The 19,109-nt window shown below is 75.6% G+C and carries 16 protein-coding genes; 9 read left to right on the top strand and 7 right to left on the bottom strand.

The window, feature by feature from the left end:
* Positions 1-136 precede the first annotated feature (136 nt).
* Genes ACI793_RS01010 through ACI793_RS01000 form a run of 3 tightly spaced genes read right to left on the bottom strand, consistent with a single transcriptional unit; the run spans position 137 to position 4,868 of the window.
* On the bottom strand, positions 137-1,570 hold the full coding sequence (locus tag ACI793_RS01010; protein WP_456604504.1) for an acyltransferase family protein: 1,434 nt from the start codon (positions 1,568-1,570) through the stop codon (positions 137-139).
* Complete coding sequence (locus tag ACI793_RS01005) at positions 1,567-2,625, bottom strand: glycosyl hydrolase family 18 protein (protein WP_456604503.1); 1,059 nt, start codon at positions 2,623-2,625, stop codon at positions 1,567-1,569. Before ACI793_RS01005 ends, ACI793_RS01010 begins: the two co-directional genes overlap by 4 nt.
* Positions 2,622-4,868 (bottom strand): bifunctional polysaccharide deacetylase/glycosyltransferase family 2 protein, encoded by a 2,247-nt coding sequence (locus ACI793_RS01000; protein WP_456604502.1) that lies wholly within the window; start codon positions 4,866-4,868, stop codon positions 2,622-2,624. The genes ACI793_RS01005 and ACI793_RS01000 overlap by 4 nt, the downstream gene beginning before the upstream one ends.
* A 2,079-nt stretch (positions 4,869-6,947) precedes the next feature.
* On the opposite strand from ACI793_RS01000, the gene ACI793_RS00995 reads away from it, so the two are divergent.
* The 6 genes from ACI793_RS00995 to ACI793_RS00970 all read left to right on the top strand — a co-directional run bounded on the left by ACI793_RS00995 (position 6,948) and on the right by ACI793_RS00970 (position 11,082).
* Positions 6,948-7,493, top strand: a complete 546-nt coding sequence (locus tag ACI793_RS00995; protein WP_456604501.1) for a DoxX family protein — start codon at positions 6,948-6,950, stop codon at positions 7,491-7,493.
* A gap of 13 nt (positions 7,494-7,506) precedes the next feature.
* Entirely contained in the window at positions 7,507-8,556 is a 1,050-nt protein-coding gene (locus tag ACI793_RS00990) for a PHP domain-containing protein (RefSeq protein WP_456604787.1), read from the top strand.
* A 106-nt stretch (positions 8,557-8,662) separates the two neighbouring features.
* Positions 8,663-8,929, top strand: a complete 267-nt coding sequence (locus ACI793_RS00985) for an ANTAR domain-containing protein (protein ID WP_456604500.1) — start codon at positions 8,663-8,665, stop codon at positions 8,927-8,929.
* A gap of 110 nt (positions 8,930-9,039) precedes the next feature.
* Positions 9,040-9,174 (top strand): hypothetical protein, encoded by a 135-nt coding sequence (locus tag ACI793_RS00980; RefSeq protein ID WP_456604499.1) that lies wholly within the window; start codon positions 9,040-9,042, stop codon positions 9,172-9,174.
* 55 nt (positions 9,175-9,229) lie between these two features.
* On the top strand, positions 9,230-9,985 hold the full coding sequence (locus ACI793_RS00975; RefSeq protein WP_456604498.1) for a polysaccharide deacetylase family protein: 756 nt from the start codon (positions 9,230-9,232) through the stop codon (positions 9,983-9,985).
* A complete protein-coding gene (locus ACI793_RS00970) occupies positions 9,982-11,082 on the top strand; it encodes a glycosyltransferase (RefSeq protein ID WP_456604497.1) in 1,101 nt (366 codons plus the stop codon). Before ACI793_RS00975 ends, ACI793_RS00970 begins: the two co-directional genes overlap by 4 nt.
* Here the strand turns inward: ACI793_RS00970 and ACI793_RS00965 are convergent.
* Complete coding sequence (locus ACI793_RS00965) at positions 11,059-12,129, bottom strand: GNAT family N-acetyltransferase (RefSeq protein WP_456604496.1); 1,071 nt, start codon at positions 12,127-12,129, stop codon at positions 11,059-11,061. The genes ACI793_RS00970 and ACI793_RS00965 overlap by 24 nt on opposite strands.
* Before the next feature lie 276 nt (positions 12,130-12,405).
* Between ACI793_RS00965 and ACI793_RS00960 the strand changes: the two genes are divergently transcribed.
* Positions 12,406-13,575: a hypothetical protein gene (locus tag ACI793_RS00960; RefSeq protein ID WP_456604495.1), complete on the top strand. Its 1,170-nt coding sequence runs from the start codon at positions 12,406-12,408 to the stop codon at positions 13,573-13,575.
* Between the two features lie 19 nt (positions 13,576-13,594).
* On the opposite strand, the gene ACI793_RS00955 is transcribed toward ACI793_RS00960, so the two are convergent.
* Together ACI793_RS00955 and ACI793_RS00950 are read right to left on the bottom strand one after the other, a co-directional pair.
* Complete coding sequence (locus tag ACI793_RS00955; RefSeq protein WP_456604494.1) at positions 13,595-14,707, bottom strand: GNAT family N-acetyltransferase; 1,113 nt, start codon at positions 14,705-14,707, stop codon at positions 13,595-13,597.
* Positions 14,708-14,736: 29 nt separating this feature from the next.
* Complete coding sequence (locus ACI793_RS00950) at positions 14,737-15,903, bottom strand: GH39 family glycosyl hydrolase (RefSeq protein ID WP_456604493.1); 1,167 nt, start codon at positions 15,901-15,903, stop codon at positions 14,737-14,739.
* A gap of 123 nt (positions 15,904-16,026) precedes the next feature.
* Between ACI793_RS00950 and ACI793_RS00945 the strand changes: the two genes are divergently transcribed.
* Positions 16,027-17,424 (top strand): O-antigen ligase family protein, encoded by a 1,398-nt coding sequence (locus ACI793_RS00945; RefSeq protein WP_456604492.1) that lies wholly within the window; start codon positions 16,027-16,029, stop codon positions 17,422-17,424.
* Positions 17,421-18,014, top strand: coding sequence for a hypothetical protein (locus tag ACI793_RS00940; protein WP_456604491.1), 594 nt, complete (start codon positions 17,421-17,423; stop codon positions 18,012-18,014). Before ACI793_RS00945 ends, ACI793_RS00940 begins: the two co-directional genes overlap by 4 nt.
* A 20-nt stretch (positions 18,015-18,034) precedes the next feature.
* Here ACI793_RS00940 and ACI793_RS00935 read toward each other — a convergent pair whose 3' ends face one another.
* A complete protein-coding gene (locus ACI793_RS00935; RefSeq protein WP_456604490.1) occupies positions 18,035-18,715 on the bottom strand; it encodes a hypothetical protein in 681 nt (226 codons plus the stop codon).
* Between the last annotated feature and the right edge of the window lie 394 nt (positions 18,716-19,109).

The raw sequence follows: 19,109 nt of genomic DNA, 5'->3' as shown, positions 1-19,109 counted from the left end.
GCGGGGAACACGGCGCACACCCTGGCACAGCCGAGCGACCCGCTCGTCGACGCCCGGCAGCTGTGCGGAAGTTGTTCGTGCTCTCCGGGTCCTGCAGGACCCGGGAAGCACGAACAACACCCGTGAACCGGGCGGCTCAGGCGTCGGCGTTCTGCGCCCTCGCCCCGTCGAGCAGCAGCTTGTCCCAGCGCTGGACCAGGTGCTTGTCCCAGCGCTCCGCCCAGAGCGCGGCGAGGTCCGGGTCGACCGTGCCGCGGGCACCCGCCCCGGCCGACGGCCCCGCCCCGACCGATGACCCCGCCCCGGCCGGCGGGCCCGCCTCGACCGGTGGACCCGGGTCCGCGACCACGTTGCCGCTGAACACCACCGCGCGCTGCGCCGGCACCACCGGGCCGCCCGCTCCGTCGTCCGCCATGACCACGTTCTCCTTCCGCACCACCTCGGGTGGCAGCTCCGCCACCGCGTTGTCCTCGAACAGCACCGCAGGCCTGGGAGCCGCCACCGGCCGGCGACGGCGCCACGGCAGCAACCGCACCGGGCGCCCGGCCGCGACGTCCTCCACCCAGCCCAGGAGCACCGCCGCGGCCAGCAGCAGCACCCAGGTGGTCGCGAAGCGGACCAGCCCGCCGGTCGCGTCAGGGGTGTTGAACCCGCGCAGCGGCGACCGGCTCAGCAGGAAGGGGGCCGCCGCGATGGCCAGGTTGGCCCAGACGTACATCGTGACCAGCCGGGAGCCGAAAAAGGCCAGCACGCCGCGGTCGGGCAACCAGGCCGGTGCCGGCCGGTCCGGATCGAGCCGGAGCAGCACGAGCACGCCGCCGACGGCGAACAGCATGTGCGCCAGCGGGACGTCGGCGATCGTGTCGCCGCCCACGACCCGCAGGTGGCGCACCCCCGACCAGGCGCCGACGCCGACGAGCACCGCTCCGGCCGCCACGGTGGGGACCAGGGGTAGCCGGCGCAGCCGCCCGTCGGCGTGCGCGAAGCCCAGCAACCAGCACCCGGCGAAGGTGCAGAGCGGGACGAGCACCTCGGCGCTGCGCAGCGAGACGTTCACGACGCCCAGCGCGACCAGCACCAGGGTGACCACCGGGACGGCCGCCAGCCGCAGCGGCCACCGCCGGAACAGCCACAGCGACGCCGGCGTGAGCAGCAGCAGCCACAGGTAGGTGCCGACGAACCAGAGCGGGCCGGTCCACTGCAGGCCGGTCGTCGACGACGGCGGCTCGACCAGCGGCAGCACCCACGCCCAGCCGGTGTCCCAGGTGAGCGCACGGGCACCGGTGCCCTCCTCGAGGGTCCAGCCGGTGACGAGCATCGCGGTCACCGCCACCGCGCCCAGGAGCCAGAACGGCAGGAGCAGGGCCGGCACCGCCCAGCGCAGGAACAGCCGCCCCGATTCGGCCCGGTCCAGCGCCGTCGCGGCCAGCGAGGCGCTACCGGCGAACAGCACGCCCATGGCCGGGAAGACCAGCGGCAGCCACGCACGCACGGCGGAGTGGTAGCTGACGACCATGACCAGGGCCACCAGCATCAGCAGGTGCAGGTAGCCGGTGCGCCGCGTGCTCATCGGGCACCGCCCCGGGTCGCATCGCCCACGGACTCCCACAGCCGCGGGTCCTCGCCACCCAACTGCCAGATCGCCACCCCGCGCAGGCCGTGCTCGACCGCGATCCGCTGCTTGACCGCCAGCGACCGCGCGTCCTCGAACCAGACCGTGTGCCGCCGGCCGTCCTGCTCGTAGTCGAAGGTGTGCGCGGCGGCGTCGGCGTCCCAGCGCGGCTCGACGCCCAGCCGGTCGGCCAGCGCGACGGCGTCCACGGCCTGCAGGTTCGTGCCGGTGCTGCCCACCCAGTCGTAGCCGTAGGTGGCCAGCCCGAGCATCAGCTTCTCGCGGGGCACCCGCTCGACGGCGTACTCCACCACCTGCTCCACCCACTCCGGCGGGGCGACCGGGCCGGCGGGGCTGGTGCTCCACGCGTGGTCGTAGGTCATCAGCCGCACCTGGTCGGCGATCGCACCGATGAGCTGGTAGCTGTAGGCGAGCGCGTGCGGGCTGGCGTCCTCCGGCCGGGCCGGCACCGCCACCGACAGCTCCAGCCCCTTCGCGTGCAGGTCGTCGCGCAGCGCCTCCAGGAAGTCGGTGAAGTGCGGCCCGGCGGTGGGCGGCAGGCTCTCGTAGTCGATGTCCACGCCGTCCCAGCCGTGCCGGACGGCGAGCTCCACCAGCCGCTCGCGGTGCGCCCGCGCCCGCACCGGGTCGGCCAGCAGGTCGGCGACCGCCTGGCCCTGCCACTCGCCGTCGGAGAAGTTCTGCACCGCCGGCAGCACCCGGGCGCCGCGGCCTGCCAGCAGGCGCAGCACCTCGCGCGGGGGCTCGGTGAGGACGACGTCGCCGTCGGCCTGCAGCACGGCCCACGTGGGGCTCACCTCGGTGACCCCGCCCTCGTCGAGGGCCACCCGGAGCGAGTCCGCGCTGCGCTCGTCCCACACCGGCAGCCAGGCCGCCGCGACCAGCGGTGCGCGGTCGCCGGCGGCCACGCGGACGACGGTCACGACCGCCAGCACCAGCACCGCGAGGACCGCGCTGACCGCGCTGACCGAGAGGAGCGTGCGGCGGCTCATGCCGCCACCACCCCGGGCTCGGCGACCTCGTCCATGTGGGCGGTGCGGGCCAGCTTGTTCCAGCCCAGCCGCACCCCGCGCAGCGCGGTGCCCAGCGACGCGTACAGCAGGTAGGCCCGCAGCGGTTCGTAGATGAACCGGTAGAGCGGCACCATGAGCAGGTGCGCCGGGCGCTCGTGGAGCAGGCGCACCGCCACGGCCGCCAGCAGCCCGTAGAACAGCGCGAACGCCGCGAAGTAGAGCAGCACCATCAGCGGCCCCTGCGCCACCAGCATCTGCAGGACGACGACGGTGATGAACGGGATGAACACCAGGGGCAGCACGACCGTCAGCACCGCCATCGGCATGACGAGCATGCCCAGCCACCCGTACCGCGGCCGCAGCAGCATGGCCCGGTGCGCCCAGACGGCCTGCAGCGTCCCGTGCATCCACCGCACCCGCTGCTTGAGCAGGGCGTCGACGGTCTCGGGCGCCTCGGTCCAGGCGGTGGCCTCGTCGGCCTGCTCCACGCTCCAGCCGTGCCGGTGCAGCGCGAGCGTCAGGTCGCAGTCCTCGGCGAGGGTGGCGTCGCGGTAGCCGCCGCAGGCCAGCACGGCCTCCCGGCGCCAGGCCGCGCAGGCGCCGGGGACGATCATGACCGCGTCGAGCAGCGCGGCGGCCGCGCGGTCGACGCCGATCTGCGTGACGTACTCCAGCGCCTGCCAGCGGGTCACGATGTTGCGGGCGTAGTTGCCGACCTTGATGACGCCGGCCACCGCGCCCACCCGCGGCGAGTGGAACTGCTCCATCAGCCGGCCGACGGTGTCGGGGGTGAAGAGCGTGTCGGCGTCGAGCGTGACCACGAACGGCTGCTCGATGGCCGCGAACCCCCGGTTGAGCGCCGCCCACTTGCCGGCGTTGGGCTGCCGGATCAGCCGCACCCGCGAGTCGGCGGCGGCGATCTCCTCCACCACCGCAGCGGTCCCGTCGGTGCTGCCGTCGTCGACGACGACGACCTCGCGCACCGGATAGCTCGACTGGAGCACGTGCCGCACCGTGCGGGCGAGCACCACCTCCTCGTTGAACGCGGCGATGAGCACCGCGACGGGCGGCCGGTCGGTGGAGACCGGCCGCCGTCGACGCCGGCGGCGGACGACGGCGAGGGTGGTGTTGAGCAGCCCGAGGCCGAGCATCGTGACCACCGCGAAGACGAAGAGCACCACGAGCAGCGGCCCGGGCAGGGCGAAGGCGGTGAAGCCGAGGTACAGGGCGACGCGGTCCTCGACCGACACCTCCGTCGGCCCGGCCCGGCTGTCGGCCTCGGGCAGCACCTGCGGCATCGAGTGGAACGTGTAGCCCGCCGCCCGCGCCTCGGCGACCAGGTCCTCGACGTAGGCCAGCGTGCGGCTGCGGTCGCCCCCGCCGGCGTCGTGCAGCAGCACGGTGATGTTGTCCACGTCGCCCAGCGGTGGCATCGGGATCTCGCCGGAGCGCTGGCCGCTGGCGTAGGCCCAGTCCTGGGTGTCGAAGTCGTGGGTCGCGACGAGGTAGCCGAGCTGCTGCGCGCGCATGATGCCCGGCGCCGCCCCGGTGAGCGACCGGTCGTCCGCCCCGTCGTAGGGCAGGCGGAACAGGTCGGTGCGGTAGCCGGTCTGGGCCTGCATGATCCGGTCGGTCATCACCACCTCGGCCTGCGCCCGCAGGCCGGTCGTGGTGTTCACGTCGATGTGGGTCAGCGAGTGGTTGCCGAGCGCGAACCCCTCGCGGACGATCCGCCGCATGATCTCGGGGTACTTGACCATCTCCTCGCCCGTGACGAAGAAGGTGGCCGGTACCTCCAGCGCGCTCAGCATGTCCAGCAGCCGCGGCGTCCAGACCGGGTCGGGTCCGTCGTCGAAGGTCAGCGAGAGGGTCCGGTGCGCCGATTCGGCGTAGCCGTAGCGCTGGACGATGTAGCGGGCGTCGCCGACCTCGGCGATGGCACGGGCGCCCAGCCGGGTCACGACCTGGCCGGTGAACGGCTCCTGCGCGTAGACGGCGCTCCCGACGCGCAGCAGTTCGAGCACCCGGACCAGCGGTCCGGTGCCGGTCACCGGCGGTTCGCCGATCTCGGCCACCCGCGGCCCCTCCGGCGGTGAGGCGCCCGGGAGCGCGGGTGGGGCGAGGAGCCGCGGTGCCCCGACGGCGACGACGGTCGCCAGGAAGGCGAGCACGACCAGGCCGGCGGCGCGCAGGCGACGCCATCGGCGGCCGGACGGGTTCATGAACACGGGGTGGTCCCCTCCCCGGGCCGTGGCAGGACGGCCCGGGCGGGCGGAACGGAGCATCGGTCGGTTCCTCTGGGCGAGACGGGGGGCGCGCGGGCGCGCCGCTGACCGGCGGGGCGGCTCGTCGTCCGCGCTGCACCGGGGCGCACACGGGCGCGGGGCGCAGGGGACGACGGCGCGACGGCCCGAGGGGCCGTGCGCGGGAGCCGACGCGGCTCAGTCAGGTGGGGACTGGGGCCCCGAGGCGGTGCCTCGCAGGCCCTCCCCGGTTCCGGCGCGCGGCTCGACGCCGCCGTGCTCGCCGGATCCGCTCCCCGACGGGGACGTCGCGTCGTCGACGCCACCACCCGATCCGGGAACGTTCTTGGAGGAGGAGGAGCAGCTCGCGGATCCGGCCGAGGACCCCGCGCCCGGGCCGGCGGGCGACGCAGGTGCCGACGGCGCGGGCGGGGGAACCGGGAGCGGCGCCGGGCCGTGCTCGCCCGCGGTGCCGACGGCCGTCGCGAACATCCGCGCCGGGGCCGGGGACGCCCGCTCGCCAGGGGCCGTGGTGCTCCGCGACGCGGTCGTGCCGGTGGGGAACCCGGTGACGCCGCCGGGGGCCTCGACGCCCACCGCGGCCGGGAACGACGGGCCGCCCTCCGCCAGGGCCACGACGGTCGACGGGTCGGCGGGGTCCGACGCGCGACGGCGCTCGTCCGGCGCGATGCCGGATGCGGACGCCTCGTCCTGTCCAGCGGCTGCAGGGGTGCGGTCCGGCTCGGCTGCGGCGGGAGTTCCCTCACCGGCCGCGGGCCGTCCGGGCTGCGCAGGTGGGCCGGCAGTGGCCGGGCGACCAGCGGTCTCCGGCGGGCCGGCCGCGGCAGGACGACCAGCGGTCTCCGGCGGGCCGGCAGCGCCAGGGCGACCAGCCGACTCCGGCGGACCAGCAGCGGCAGGACGACCAGCCGACTCCGGCGGACCAGCAGCGCCAGGACGACCAGCCGACTCCGGCGGACCAGCAGCGCCAGGACGACCAGCCGACTCCGGCGGACCAGCAGCGCCAGGGCGACCAGCCGACTCCGGCGGACCGGCAGTGCCAGGGCGACCAGCCGACTCCGGCGGACCGGCAATGGCGGGACGACCGGCGGCCGCATGGGCCTGAGGTGCGGCGCCCGGCGCCGGACCAGCCTGGGCGGCAGGCGTGCCCGCCGTCCCCGGCCGGGAGCGCGCCGGATTGGCCCGCGGCGGGGGTCCGCCGCCGGAATCCGGCTTCGCCGCGGCGGCGGAGGCCTGCGGTGCGGGTCGGCCGGCGGTCGGCGGCGCGTGCCCGTCGGCTGCGGGGCGGCCGGCGGCCGGGGGCGGGGACGCCGGCGCGCTAGCCGCCGGGGGGCGGGCCGGTTCCGCGGCGGGGGCCGGTGCCCGCTGCGCGCTCGGCGCGGACTGATGGCCGTCCGGCTTCCCGGACCGGACCGGCTTCCCGGGCCCCCGCTCTGCGGGCCTCGAGGACTCCGCGGGCGCACCGGCGGATGCCGGCTCGCCGTGCGTCACGGCACAGCGGTCGCCGGATGCACCAGCGGCTGCGGCCCCCGGCGGTGGACCAGCGGCCGGACCGCAGGCGGAGGCGGGTGGCGCGGTGAGGACCACGACGACCGTCCAGAGACCGGCCAGGAGGGCGGCCCCCAGGAGCATGCGGAGCAGCCGGCGGGACGGTGCGACCGTCGACGACGGGGGGCCCGCGGGGCACCCCCCCACGCCTGGTCTCTGCACCGCTCGTCTCCACCCGCCGGAACGCACGCCTGATCAGCACGTGCCCCCGTGGATCGCACCCAACGGAACAGCCGGGCGCAGCGCAAGTCCGTTCCGGAACGATCCGCGCCGTTCCGGTTGACCTTCACCGTGCGTGACTCCTCGCGTGACCGGTGTAGCCGCTCCACCCCACCGCGACGCGGGGTACAGCGCCGGCCGTCGCTCGGCCGCGGTCGAGGGGCGGATGTCGCCGGTGATCACTACGGTCGACCGCAGGGATTGCCCGCGCGCCACGCCGGGCACTGCACGACCCGACGTCCACCGAGGTACAGACGGAAAGAGGTCACCATGCTGGTCCGCCGGATCGCCCGGCCCCTGCTCGCCGCGCCGTTCATCGGCGACGGCGTCGACGCGCTGCGCAACCCGCAGTCGCACGTCGCAGCCGCCGCCCCGATCGTCGAGAAGGTCGCCGACACCGCCGACAAGCAGCTGCCCGTGCAGCTGCCGAAGGACACCGCGCAGTGGGTGAAGGGCGTCGCCGGCGTGAAGGTGGCCGCGGGCGTCCTGTTCGCCCTGGGCCGGTTCCCGAGGTTGTCGGCGTTGCTGCTAGGCGCCACCGCGGTGCCCACGGCACTGGCTCAGCACCGCTTCTGGGAGGCGACCGACCCGCAGGAGAAGGCCAACCAGACCAAGCACTTCATGCACAGCATGGGCCTGCTGGGCGGGCTGCTCATCGCCTCGGTCGACACCGAGGGCAAGCCGTCGGTCGGCTACCGCGCGCGCAAGGGCGCCAAGGCGGCCGCCGTCGTCACCGAGAAGAGCTTCGAGCAGGCCTCCAAGCGCGCCGCCAAGGCGCAGCGGAAGGCCGAGAAGAAGCTCAAGAAGAAGCGCTGAGCAGGGTCGAACGCTGAGCACACCGCTGGCGCCCGCGGCCGCGCTCCGGAGGATCGCCTTCCTCCTGGAGCGCGCCCGCGAGCCCAGCTACCGGGTGCAGGCATTCCGGACGGCGGCCGCGGTGGTCGACGGGCTCGGTGCCGACCAGCTGGACCTGAAGATCCGCACGAACACGCTCAAGGACCTCAAGGGCGTCGGACCCAAGACCGCCGCCGTCGTCGTGCAGGCGCACAAGGGCGAGGTGCCTGAGTACCTCGCCAAGCTCGAGCAGGACCTCGCCGAGCTGGTCCCGATGGCCGACGACGTCGCCGAGTTCCGGTCGGCGCTGCGCGGTGACCTGCACCTGCACTCGGACTGGTCCGACGGTGGCAGCCCCATCCGCGAGATGGCCGAGGCCGCCATGGCACTGGGCCACGAGTACATGGCGCTGACCGACCACTCCCCCCGGCTGACCGTGGCCAACGGCCTCTCGCCGGAGCGGCTGGAGAAGCAGCTCGACGTCGTCGCCGCGCTGAACGAGGAGCTCAGCCCCTTCCGGATCCTCACCGGCATCGAGTGCGACATCAACGTCGACGGCAGCCTCGACCAGACCGACGAGCTGCTCGGCCGGCTGGACGTCGTCGTGGCCAGCGTGCACTCCGACCTGCGGGCCGACGCGAATGCGATGACCGCCCGGATGCTCACCGCCGTCGCCAACCCGCACACCGACGTCCTCGGCCACTGCACCGGCCGGCTGGTCATCGGCCGCCGGCAGCGCAACGGCGAGCAGAAGCCGCGCCCGGAGAGCAGCTTCGACGCCGAGGCGGTGTTCGCCGCCTGCGTCGAGTTCGGCACCGCCGTCGAGATCAACTCCCGCCCCGAGCGGCTCGATCCCCCGCGGCGGCTGCTCACGCTGGCGCGGGAGCTCGGCTGCGAGTTCGCCATCGACACCGACGCGCACGCCCCCGGCCAGCTCGACTGGCAGTACAACGGTGTTGAGCGGGCGATCGAGTGCGGCGTCGAGCCGGACCGGGTGATCAACACGAAGGCCGCCGACGACCTGCTGGCCTGGACTGATGCCTGACCGGCCGCGGGCCGGCGAACCGGCGGCCGAGGCCTCGTCGCGCACGCCGCCGGACGCTGAACCACCCCCGTCGGAGGGGTCGCGTTTACGTCGTACGCTGCCCCGCGTGAGGGAGCCGCTCGGCGTGCACGACGACGAAGCGGCACGCCTGCGTTCGGAGCTCGGGATCGTCCACGAACACGTCACCCAACTGGAGGCGGCGCTGCTGAGCAGCCGGCGCATCGGCATCGCCATGGGGATCGTCATGGAACGTCACCGGCTGACCGAGGAGCAGGCGTTCGGCGTCCTCGTCCGGCTCTCCCAGGACGGCAACGTCAAGGTGCGCGACATCGCTGCTCGCATCGTCGAGACCGGGCAGCTGCCCAGCGCCTGAGACCCTCAGTGAGGGGACGCGGTCACGAGCGGGTGACCGACGTCGCCCGACCGGGCGAGGGAAGGCCCCGCCGGTGACCGTGGGTTACGACGGCTGGCTAGGTTCCCCCGGTGCCGGTCGCCCGCAAGATCCTCGCCTCGCTGGCCACCGTCGCCGCGGCGGCCGCCCTGATGGCCTTCGGCACCTTCGGGGAGTTCACCGCCGAGAACGCGGGCATCACCCGCAGCACGCCGGCCGACCGGTAGCCGGACGGATCCCGGCCGCTCCGGGCCGGGCGCAGCGCTACAGTGAGTGACGATCATGCAGACAGACGCGGAACCAGCCGACGGCACGTCCGCCGCGCCGTCGCCGCGACTGCTGCCGGCCGTGCTGATGTACCACTCCATCAGCCCGGCCACGATCCCCGATCCGCACCTGCTGCGCGTGCATCCCGACCGGCTCGACGCCCAGCTGCGGACGCTGCGCCGGCTGGGTCTGCGCGGGGTCTCCCTCGGTGAGCTGATGGCGGCCCGTGACCGCGGCGAGGGGCACCGGATGGTCGCCCTGACCTTCGACGACGGGTACCGCGACTTCCTCGAGCACGCCGTTCCGGTGCTCGACCGGCACGGCATGACCGGCACCGTCTACGTCGTCGCCGACCGGCTGGGTGGGGAGAACGACTGGGACGAGGGGCCGCGGCTGCCGCTGATGGACGCCGACCAGGTGCGTGCCGTCGCGGCGGCCGGCCACGAGGTCGGCAGCCACTCGCTCAGCCATGCGCACCTGGCCGGGCTCGGCCCCGCGGCGCTGCAGGCGGAGGTCGCCGGCAGCCGCTCGGTCCTCGAGGAGGTGCTGGGCCGGCCGGTGCGCGGCTTCTGCTACCCGTACGGCGACTTCGACACCGCGGCCGCCGACGCCGCGCGCGACGCCGGCTACGACCACGCCTGCGTGACCCGGGACTACTCCGTCGGCGACCGGCACACCCTTCCCCGCTCCTACGTGGGCCAGCGCGACACCGGGCCCCGGCTGGTCGCCAAGCTGGCCCGTCACCTGCTCGTCCGCACCCGCGTGCGATGAGGGTCCTGCACGTCATCACCGGCCTGGCGGCGGGCGGCGCGGAGACGCAGTTGCGGTCGCTGCTGCAGCACAGCCGGCACGACGCCGAGGTGGTGGCGCTGTACAACGCCGGGTCGGTGGCCGAGCAGCTGCGGGACGACGGCGTGCCCGTGCACGACCTCGGCATGCGGAGCAACACCGAGGTCGGCGCCGTCCTGCGGCTCGCGCGGCTGATCCGGCGGGGCCGCTACGACGTGGTGCACACCCACCTCTACCGCGCCTGCCTGTACGGGCGGGTCGCCGCCCGCTTGGCCGGGGTGCGCACGGTGGTGGCGACCGAGCACTCGCTGCTCGACGACCAGCTCGAGGGACGGTCGGCCGGCCGCGGGGTGCGCCTCCTCTACCTGGCCACCGAGCGGCTGGGCATCACCACGGTCGCGGTCTCGGCGGCCACGCGGGACAACCTGCTGCGCTGGGGGGTGGCCCCCGAGCGAGTGGTGACCGTGCCCAACGGCCTGGACCTCGATGCGCTCGCGTTCGACCCGGCGGACCGCGCGGCGGTGCGCGCCGAGCTGGGGGTCCCGGCCGGCGCACGCCTGGTCGGCGCGGTCGGCCGGCTGCACCCCGGCAAGCGGTTCGACGAGCTGATCCGGGCGCTCGCGCCCACCCTGGGCGGGGACGACCGGCTGCTCGTCGTGGGCGAGGGCCCGGAGCGGGCGTCCCTGACCGCGCTGGCCGGCGAGCTCGGCGTCGCACCCTTCGTCCACCTGGTCGGCGAGCGCCCGGTCGCACCCGCGCTGTCGGCGATGGACGTGCTGGCGTCGCCGTCGGGCTACGAGACCTTCGGGCTCGCGGTCCTGGAGGCCCTGGCGGCCGGGCTGCCGGTGGTCTTCCGTCGCAGCCCGGCGGTGGACGAGATCGGCGGCCACCTGCCCGGGGCGATCCGCCTCGGTCCCGGCGCGGATCTGGCCGCCACGCTCGCCGGCGTGACCGCCGGTCCGGAGCGCCGGGCTCCGGACGCGCTCGCGGCCTTCGACGTGCGCGCGGTGGCCGCCCGGATCGACGACCTGTACGAGCGGCTGACGTCGTCGGGTTCAGCCGGTTCCGCGGTCGCGTAGCTGCTGCACCCGCCGCGCCGCCGCCAGCGTGACCGAGCCGGCCGCACCGGAGAGCGGCACCAGCACCGTGGAGAACCGCCGTCGTCCGGGCCAGAGCTGGTTGAACAGCGTGTTGTCCGGAACCGTCGCGGAGTCCCGCCATGCGTAGCGGCCGTCCGCAGCGGTGTCGACGGCGTGCAGCAGGATCTGCTCGCCGGGCCGGTGCTCTCCGAGCGTCTCGTCGTAGGCGGACTTGAAGTGCAGCGATCCGTCGCCGGCGGCGAAGTCGACAGCCATCGCCGTGGTGCGGTCCCCGGCTTCCACCGTGAGCACCTCCAGGCGTCCGGCGTCGCGCAGCCCGTCGCAGGCCTCGCGGAACCACGCCGCGTGGGCCGGCTGGCACGCGAGCGCGGTCCCTGACCGTCCCTTCCAGCCCGCCGCCTCCAGGGCCAGGAACTCCTCGATGGCGTCCGGGTCGTCGGCCCGGTCGCGCACGCGGACGGGACCCAGCGCCGCGGCCAGCGCCTCCCGCTGGCGGCGCAACCGCTTGTACCGGTTCTTCCGGTTGCGACTGGGGTCGGGCAGCTCCCGGGGCAGCCACGCGCGCTCGTACGTCTTCAACCGCACGGCTTCCTGTCCCCGGCGGGCCAGTGCCGCGTCGAGCGCCGCGGCGACCGGACCATCCTCGGCGAAGTACCGCAGCAGCAGCGCCGGCGCAGGCAGCCGCCCCGGCGGTCGCAGCAGCCCGGCCATGGCACCCACGGGATCCTCGCCGTCCAGCAACGGCGTGCTGAGCACCTGGTAGGGCTCGACCCACGCCTGCAGCAGCGGCACGGGCAGCCGCCGGCCGGCGACGGCGGGCACCATCACCGGCCACTGCACCAGCAGCAGGCCATCGAGCCGATTCCCGCGCCACGAGGTGAGGACGCCGACCCGCGACCGTCCCGCCAGGTGCCGGACGGCGGGCAGCACCGTCTCCGGCTCGGCGAAGGGGTTCGGCTCGGCGGCCCGCGAGACCAGGTCCCGCCATGCGGCCAGCAGCTCGTCCCCGATCGCGCGGCCGGGCACGAACCTCGTCCGGACTCCGCGGTCACCCGTCGGACGACGGGACTCTGCAGGGCTCACCGATCGGACGCTAGCCCGACCGGAGGACGACGGCCCGGGGACCTGCGCGGACGACCCGGTCGGGTGACACGATGCGACCATGACCGCTCCCGCCCGGCCGGGCACGGCGCCGCTCGGCGCGCCCGTCCGACGGGAGCAGCGGGCAACGCCGCGGTGAGCCCGAGCGATCCTCCGGCCCGTGGGACGTCGTTGCGCACTCGGCTGGACACGGTGCGCCAGATGACCTTCCTGCGCCTGGGCCTCGCCGGCCAGGTGCTCACCTTCGCCGCGATGGTGGTCCCCATCCTCGGGCGGGTGACCGACCAGGTGCTGGTCCTGGTCTTCGCGTCCTCGGTGGCGCTGCTGCTGGTCAACGCCGGGATGCTCGCCTTCCCGTTCGTCTACCCCGTGGTCCGCGGGCCGCGCCTCGCGCGGGTGGCCACGGTGTGGTCGCTCGTCGTCCTCTACTGCGTCTCCGCCGCCGTCGCCGCCCTCTCCCCCCTCGACGGCCGTCTCGGTCTACCGGCCGGCACCTTCGCCTCGGCGGCAGCGGTCACTGCGGCCTGGGGCACGTTCTCGGTGATGAACACCCGCCTGGTCCGCGTCGGTGACGACACCGGCATCGGGCTGGCCCGCCTCTACTACGGCGCGCTGGTGCTGACGACGGCGGTGGCGGCCACGGTCGCCGACCCCGGACCGCTGGCGCTGACGCTGGGGCAGGCGCTGTCCTACCTGCTGGCCGCGGCGCTCCTGCTGGGCCGCCGTACCCACCACGGGCCGCCGCTCCGCCGGTCGACGCGCGCCGGCCGCCGGAGGTTGCGCCGGGCCTGGTTCGCCCGCGTCGCCCAGCCGACGGCGGCCAGCCTGGCCGGCGGCTGGACGGCGGTGATCCCCGGTCTGGTGGTGCCCGGCCTGGGCACGGCCGCGGAGCCGTGGGCCGTGGTCAGCCGCATCTGCGGCGGCTTCGCGACGGTCATGATCGCCCTCATCGCGCCGCCGCTCGAGGCCCGGCTCGGCCGGGCGGTGCGGGACCGCGACCGGGCGGCGTGGGACACCGGACGCCGGACGGCGCTGGCCCTGGGCCTGGGCCTCGCCGGCTGCGGCGTCGTCGGCGGGCTCGCGCTGGCGCTCTACGCCGCGGACGACGCGGCGGAGTGGTTCGCGCCGGTCGCGGTCGCCACGGTGCTGTTCTGGGGCTCGCTGCTGGCCGGCACGCTGCTCAACCGGCTGCCGAACTTCCTGGGCCGCGACGGCCAGCGGCTGTGGTGGGACCTCGGTCGCGCCGCCGCCGTGACCGCCGCCTTCCTCCTGGTCGACGGGCAGGAGGGGCTGGTGGCCATGGGCGTGGTGCTGGCCGCGTCCGCGTGGTTCCTGCTGCCGATGACCCGCTGGAACCGCCGGGAGCGGTGACACCGATCTCCGGCGGCGGTCAGCCGCGGAGGCGCGCCAGCACGTCGCGCAGCCACGGTGCGCGAGCCTTCGCCTGCCGGACGGCGGCGGCGCGGCCGCGGGCGAGCAGCGGATAGCCGGCGCCCGCGAGCCCGGGGCGGGTCAGCAGCAGCCGGGTCTGGACGACGGCGTCGGGGCGCCAGCGCAGCTTGTAGTCCTCCTGCCCGCGCAGCATCGAGTACCGCTGCGCCCCGCGGGCCACCGCGAGTGCGACGTCGTGCTGCACGAGGAGGGCGGCGGTGTCGACCCGGTCGCGCAGCCGGGGGGCGATGCCGGCCAGGTAGTAGGCGACCTCGTCCCGGCCGATCAGCAGGATCTGGGCGAGCACGAGCTCCCCGCCGAGCCGGTACTCGACGAGCGCCGCCTGCCCACCGGCGATCATCGCGGGCAGCGCCCTGACCAGATGGGCGCGGAACCGGCCGGTGAAGTGCTCGGGGGTGCCCCCGCGCCCGGCCCACTGCTCGGCGTGCAGCCGCAGGAGGGCGTCGACCGCGCCGGGGACCTCCGGAGGCGCGGCCTCCGTGATCTCCAGCCCGGCCGCCTCGATCTTGCGCAGCTTCCGGCGCATCGTGTTGGCCGTGCGGCCCGGCATGCGCGCGGCCATGAGGTCGGGCAGCGGCTGTGCGGGCAGCTCCAGGCAGGTGGAGGCCGGCATCCGGGTGACCGCGCCCGGCCAGTGCCCCGCCCACCCGACCGCCGACGCGCCGGGCCGCACCTCCGGCAGGTCGAGCAGCGACCAGCCGGGCTCGTCCAGCAGGACGCGGGCGAGCGCATCGAGGTCGGCGGCGTCGGCGTCCGGGTGCACGAGGACGTCGGTGTGATCGCTCAGGTCCCCGCCCAGCGGGGCGAGCACCCGCCAGGGGCCGCGCCGCACCCGGTGCAGCGGGGCGGCGGCCCGCAGAGCGCCGTCCCGGCGGACGACGGCGACGCGCAGCTCGCCGTCGGGCACGTACGCGCGCGCCCAGGAGCTCAGCCAGGGATGCGCCTGGAAGGGCGTGGCCGCCGGGCACGCCGCGGCGAGGGCGGCCCACTCCTCCGCCAGCCCGTCGAACGCGGCGGTCCCGAGCAGCAGGTCGGTCTCCGCGCGGCGCACCGATCCACGGTATCGACGCAGGTCGCCGCTCACTCCCGCAGCGTGCCGGCGGTGTCGACGAGGGCCTGCTCCGTCGGCGTGCCCAGGATGGCGAAACCGTCGTCGTCGGCGTCGTCGTACCGGTAGGGCGCGAAGCCGACCACCCACTCCCAGTCGGCGGCCTGCCGCAGTGCCGCGGCCATCCACTCGGACCGCCGGGGCTCCGGCACGTGGTACCACTCGCCCTCGGTGGTGGTGTAGCCGAACTCGCCCAGGTAGACGTCCCGCTCGATGCCCTCGTCCTCGGCCACCTGCTCGCGCAGCCGCTCGACGCCGAGGAAGGTCATGTCCTTCGCGCCGCCGCCGGAGGAGCGGCCCTCCATCGATCCGGCGGGCAGCCGGGGGTCGTACCCCTCCCCCCGCTCGCCGGCGTAGGGGTGCACCCCGAGGACGTCGTAGTAGTACCCGTTCTCCGCGTCGCCGCCGCGCTCGGCGAGGGCCCGGCTGAGCTCGCTCATGTAGCCCAGGTCGTTGTTGCTCAGCACCCCGCCGACCAGCGTGACGTCCGGGTTCACCTCCTGGGTCGCCTGCCACACCGCGCGCAGCAGGTCGGCGTACTCACCGGCGTCTGGCCCCTGGGCCCAGAAGTCGTCGATGTTCGGTTCGTTCCACACCTCGTAGGTGGCGACGTCGGTGCCGTAGCGCGCGACGAACTGGGCGAACAGCGCCGCCCACCGGTCCGCGTCCGGCCCCGTCGGCGCGTACCAGCGGCCCCGCTCCGCCATCCACCCCGGGCTGCTGTTGACCTGCAGGTGCACCCGCAGGCCGCGTTCTCCCGCGCGGGCGACCACCGGATCCAGCGGAGCGGTGCTGCACGTCGTCCGCCCGCACAGCCAGCGGACGTCCGCGGTGAGCGCGATCCCTCCGGCCCCGATCGCGGCGGCGGCGTCGACGTCGGCCAGCGCGCCCTCCAGCGTCTGCCGTCCGCCGGGCTCGTCGCCGCCGATCGGGATCACCGGCACGACCAGCGTCTCCTCGGACACCGGCACCGGCGGGGACGACGAGGGCTGCGCCCGGCGGTCGTCCGGCTGCCCGCCGGCGCAGGCGGACACCAGCACGACGAGCGCCAGGGCTGCGGCCGTCCGCCACCGTGCGCGGCGCCGTCGCCGGCCTGCCGGCCACGCCCGCCGGAACCCCGGGTCTCCGTTCCCTCGCACGGGCGGAACCTCCGGGATCGGCGCACACGACGGCGGTCCCGTCGGCTTGACTGCCATGATGACCCTGCGTCGCAGGATCGCGCTGTCCACCGGTCCCGCCGCCGAGGTCCGGGAGGAGGCGCGGTGCACCGGCTGACCGCCGTCGTCCTGCGGCCCAGCACGTGGTTGGCGCTGGCGATCCTCTCGACCCCGCTGTCCTCCGCCGAGGCCTCGGACGGACCGGCGGTGGCGCTGAGTGACGGCGTCCTCGCGGTCGCCGTCGTCCTCGCCGGGTGGGCGCTGCTGCGCGGCGGGGGTGCGGTGATGGCGCGCTCGGTGCCGGGGGTCGCCTTCTGGGCGCTCGGGGTGGTCAGCGTGGTGGCGGCGCTGGCCGCGCCGGCCTTTCCCGAGGGCGTCGTCGGGGGCGTGCGCTTCCTGCAGCTGTTCTGCCTCGTGCCGCTCGCCGTCATGATCGGCCTGCGGACCCGCGCCGACGCCGCGGTGGTCCTCGGCTCGCTGCTGGGGCTGGCGTTCGTGCAGGGCGGCATCGGCGTCGTCCAGTCGGTGACCGGTACCGGGGCCGACATCGGCGGCCGGTCGATCCGGGCCGTGGGCACCTACGGCGCCTACAACATCATGGCGCTGGCCTACCTCGTCTCCCTCGCCCTGGTCGTGTGCGTGGCGTTCGCGGTCGTCCTCCCCGGCCGCGCCCGATGGTGGGCGGCCGGCGGTGCCGCGCTCCTCGCGGTGCCGCTCGCCTTCTCGCTCAGCCGGGGCGCCTGGGTGGCGGCCACCGTGGCCGTGCTCGTGGTCCTGAGCCGCGGCCGGCCGCTGCGCCTGCTGGTCACGGCGGGCGCGGCGGTGGCGGTCGGCCTCGCCGTCCTGCCGGCCGTCCTGGCACGGGGCGGGGACGTGGCGGACCGGCTGACCAGCCTGGTGGACGCCGGCAGCGAACCCGACCAGTCGCTGACGGACCGCTTCGCGCTGTGGACGGCGGCGCGCGACATGGCGTTCGACCACCCGCTCACCGGGGTCGGCCCGCGCGGTTTCGCCGAGCATCGGGACGCCTACGCCGACCTGACCCTGCTGGGCTCGAGCGACATCTCCCTGGGCGGCACCTTCGAGCGGGTGGCGCTGGAGTCACCGCACAACTTCTACCTGCTCGTCGCCGGCGAGCTCGGCCTGGTGGCGGCCTGGACCTTCCTCGTGGCCTTCGCGGTCCTCCTCGCCCGGGGGCTGGTGCGCGCCGCGCGCCCGCGGTCGGACGCCGGCACCGCGGTCGCCCTGGCCGGCACCGGGCTGCTCGCCTACCAGCTGGTGTTCATGGTGACGACAGACCTGGGTGGTCCGGGGTCGGCGCTGGTCGCGATCGCCCTGGGTCTGGCGGGGTGGGCGGCCGCCGACCGCGGGCTCCTGCCGTCCGGGCGGCTGCCGGCCGCGCTGACCCGGCTGCTCCCGGCGTCCCGCTCGCCCGCTCCCGGGCACGGGCCGGGCCCGGGACCGCGGTCGCGGGCGTCCGAGCTGGTGGGGGCGTCGTCGTGACACACCCGGTGGAGCGGCTGCCCGGTCTCCGTCTGGTCGTGCGGCGGCTGTGGTGGGTGGTCGTGGGCGGCGCGCTCGGCCTCGGGCTCGGGCTGGGGCTCGGGGTGGCGCGCCCGCCGGTGTACGAGGCCACGGCCTACCTGACCGTCAGCTCTCCCGCGGGCAGCGACCCCACCAGCCTGGCGCGGGCGGCGCAGGCACTGGCCCGGCTGGCCACCTCGCCCGGCATCGTGTCGGACCCTCTGGAGGCGGCGGGCCTGCCCGACGCCGCCGAGCAGCCGCGCCGCTTCATCGCCGTGGCGGCGGCTCCCGACGCCCCCGTCATCAGCATCACGGGCACGGCGACCGATCCGGAGACCGCCCAGCGGCTCGCCACCACGGTCGGCCGGGCGCTGAGCGACGTGTCGCCCTTCGAGCCGTTCGAGGCCACGCTGGTCGGCGGCGCGCCGCTGCCCGCCGCTCCGACCGTGCCCGGCTGGGTCGCCCCGGTCGGTGGCGTGGGCGTGGGCTCGGGCATCGCCCTGGTCCTGGCCGCGACGGTGCCGGCCCCGGGGGCCGGCCGCCGGACCCCGCTCTCCGCGCGGCGCTGAGCCGGGGCCGGACCCCCCGGTCAGGCCGTCGCCCGCCGACTCGCGCGGCGGTCGAGCAGTACGCCTGCACCTGCACCGAGCAGCGCACCGCCCAGCGCCACGACACCGATCAGGGCCAGACCGGCGCGGACGTCGGCCGTGGCCGGCGGCAGCGCTTCGGTGACCTGCCCGAGGTCGTAGCCGGGGACCGGGTCGTCCTCGGCCTCCTCGAGCAACTGGGCCGCGACGGCGTTGGCCCACTCCGCCGACCGCTGCATGTCCTGGGTGGTGACCCGCACCGACACCAGCGGGGCCCCGGCCGACTGGCTGACCGTCAGCGCGTCGCGCAGGTCGGCGGTGTCGATGCCGAGCGCGTCCGCGGCCTGCTGCCGGATGGCTGCGGAGTCGCCGATCTCCACCCAGATCGCGGTGAACTGCACGGAGACGTCGCCGGCCGGGTCCTCGGGCAGGACCGCGACCAGGGCCTCCGCGGTCCAGGTCCGTGGCAGCAACCGGTCGATCGCGACGAGCGCCGCGACGGCCAGGACGGCGCCGAGCAGCGCCAGGAGCAGCCGCCGGCCGTTCTGCTTCGGGAGGGCGGCGGGGGGCACGGCCACCACGGCTCCACCGCCGGGCGGCGTGCGGTCCGGCTGCTGCGACCGCTCGTCCTTGGGCCTGGCCGCGCGAGCCGGGTCCCGCCGCTTCGGACCTCGTGTGCTCACCCGGCCGATCCTATGGTCACGGAAGGTGACGGCGACGCCTGTCGCCGTCTTTCACCCAGTCGTCGCCCGAGCTGGTCACGCATCGCACTCGACACGCGTACGACGTCACTCTCCGTGATGGCCATGCCGCTGTTCTCCATCCGTCACCGCCCGATGCTTGCTGGGGCTTGCACAGTGAATGGCCAGGTCAGAGGGTTGTTGTCGCTGGCGCCGGGTCACGGGCGCCGGGTGCAGGCGCTGGGGGGAGGAGCTGACGTGTACGGAGACGGCACGACGTCCCCGTCGCTCGTCGCCCCGGCCGGTGACGCCCGGAGTGCGACCTGGGCCCGCCGGTTGCTCCTCGCGCTGCTGCTCCTGCTCACCGCCTGGGTCCTGCTGGTCGTCGCAGCCACCA

Source organism: Blastococcus sp. SYSU DS0617 (genome assembly GCF_054051075.1).
This window is presented reverse-complemented; position numbering and strand designations above follow the sequence as displayed.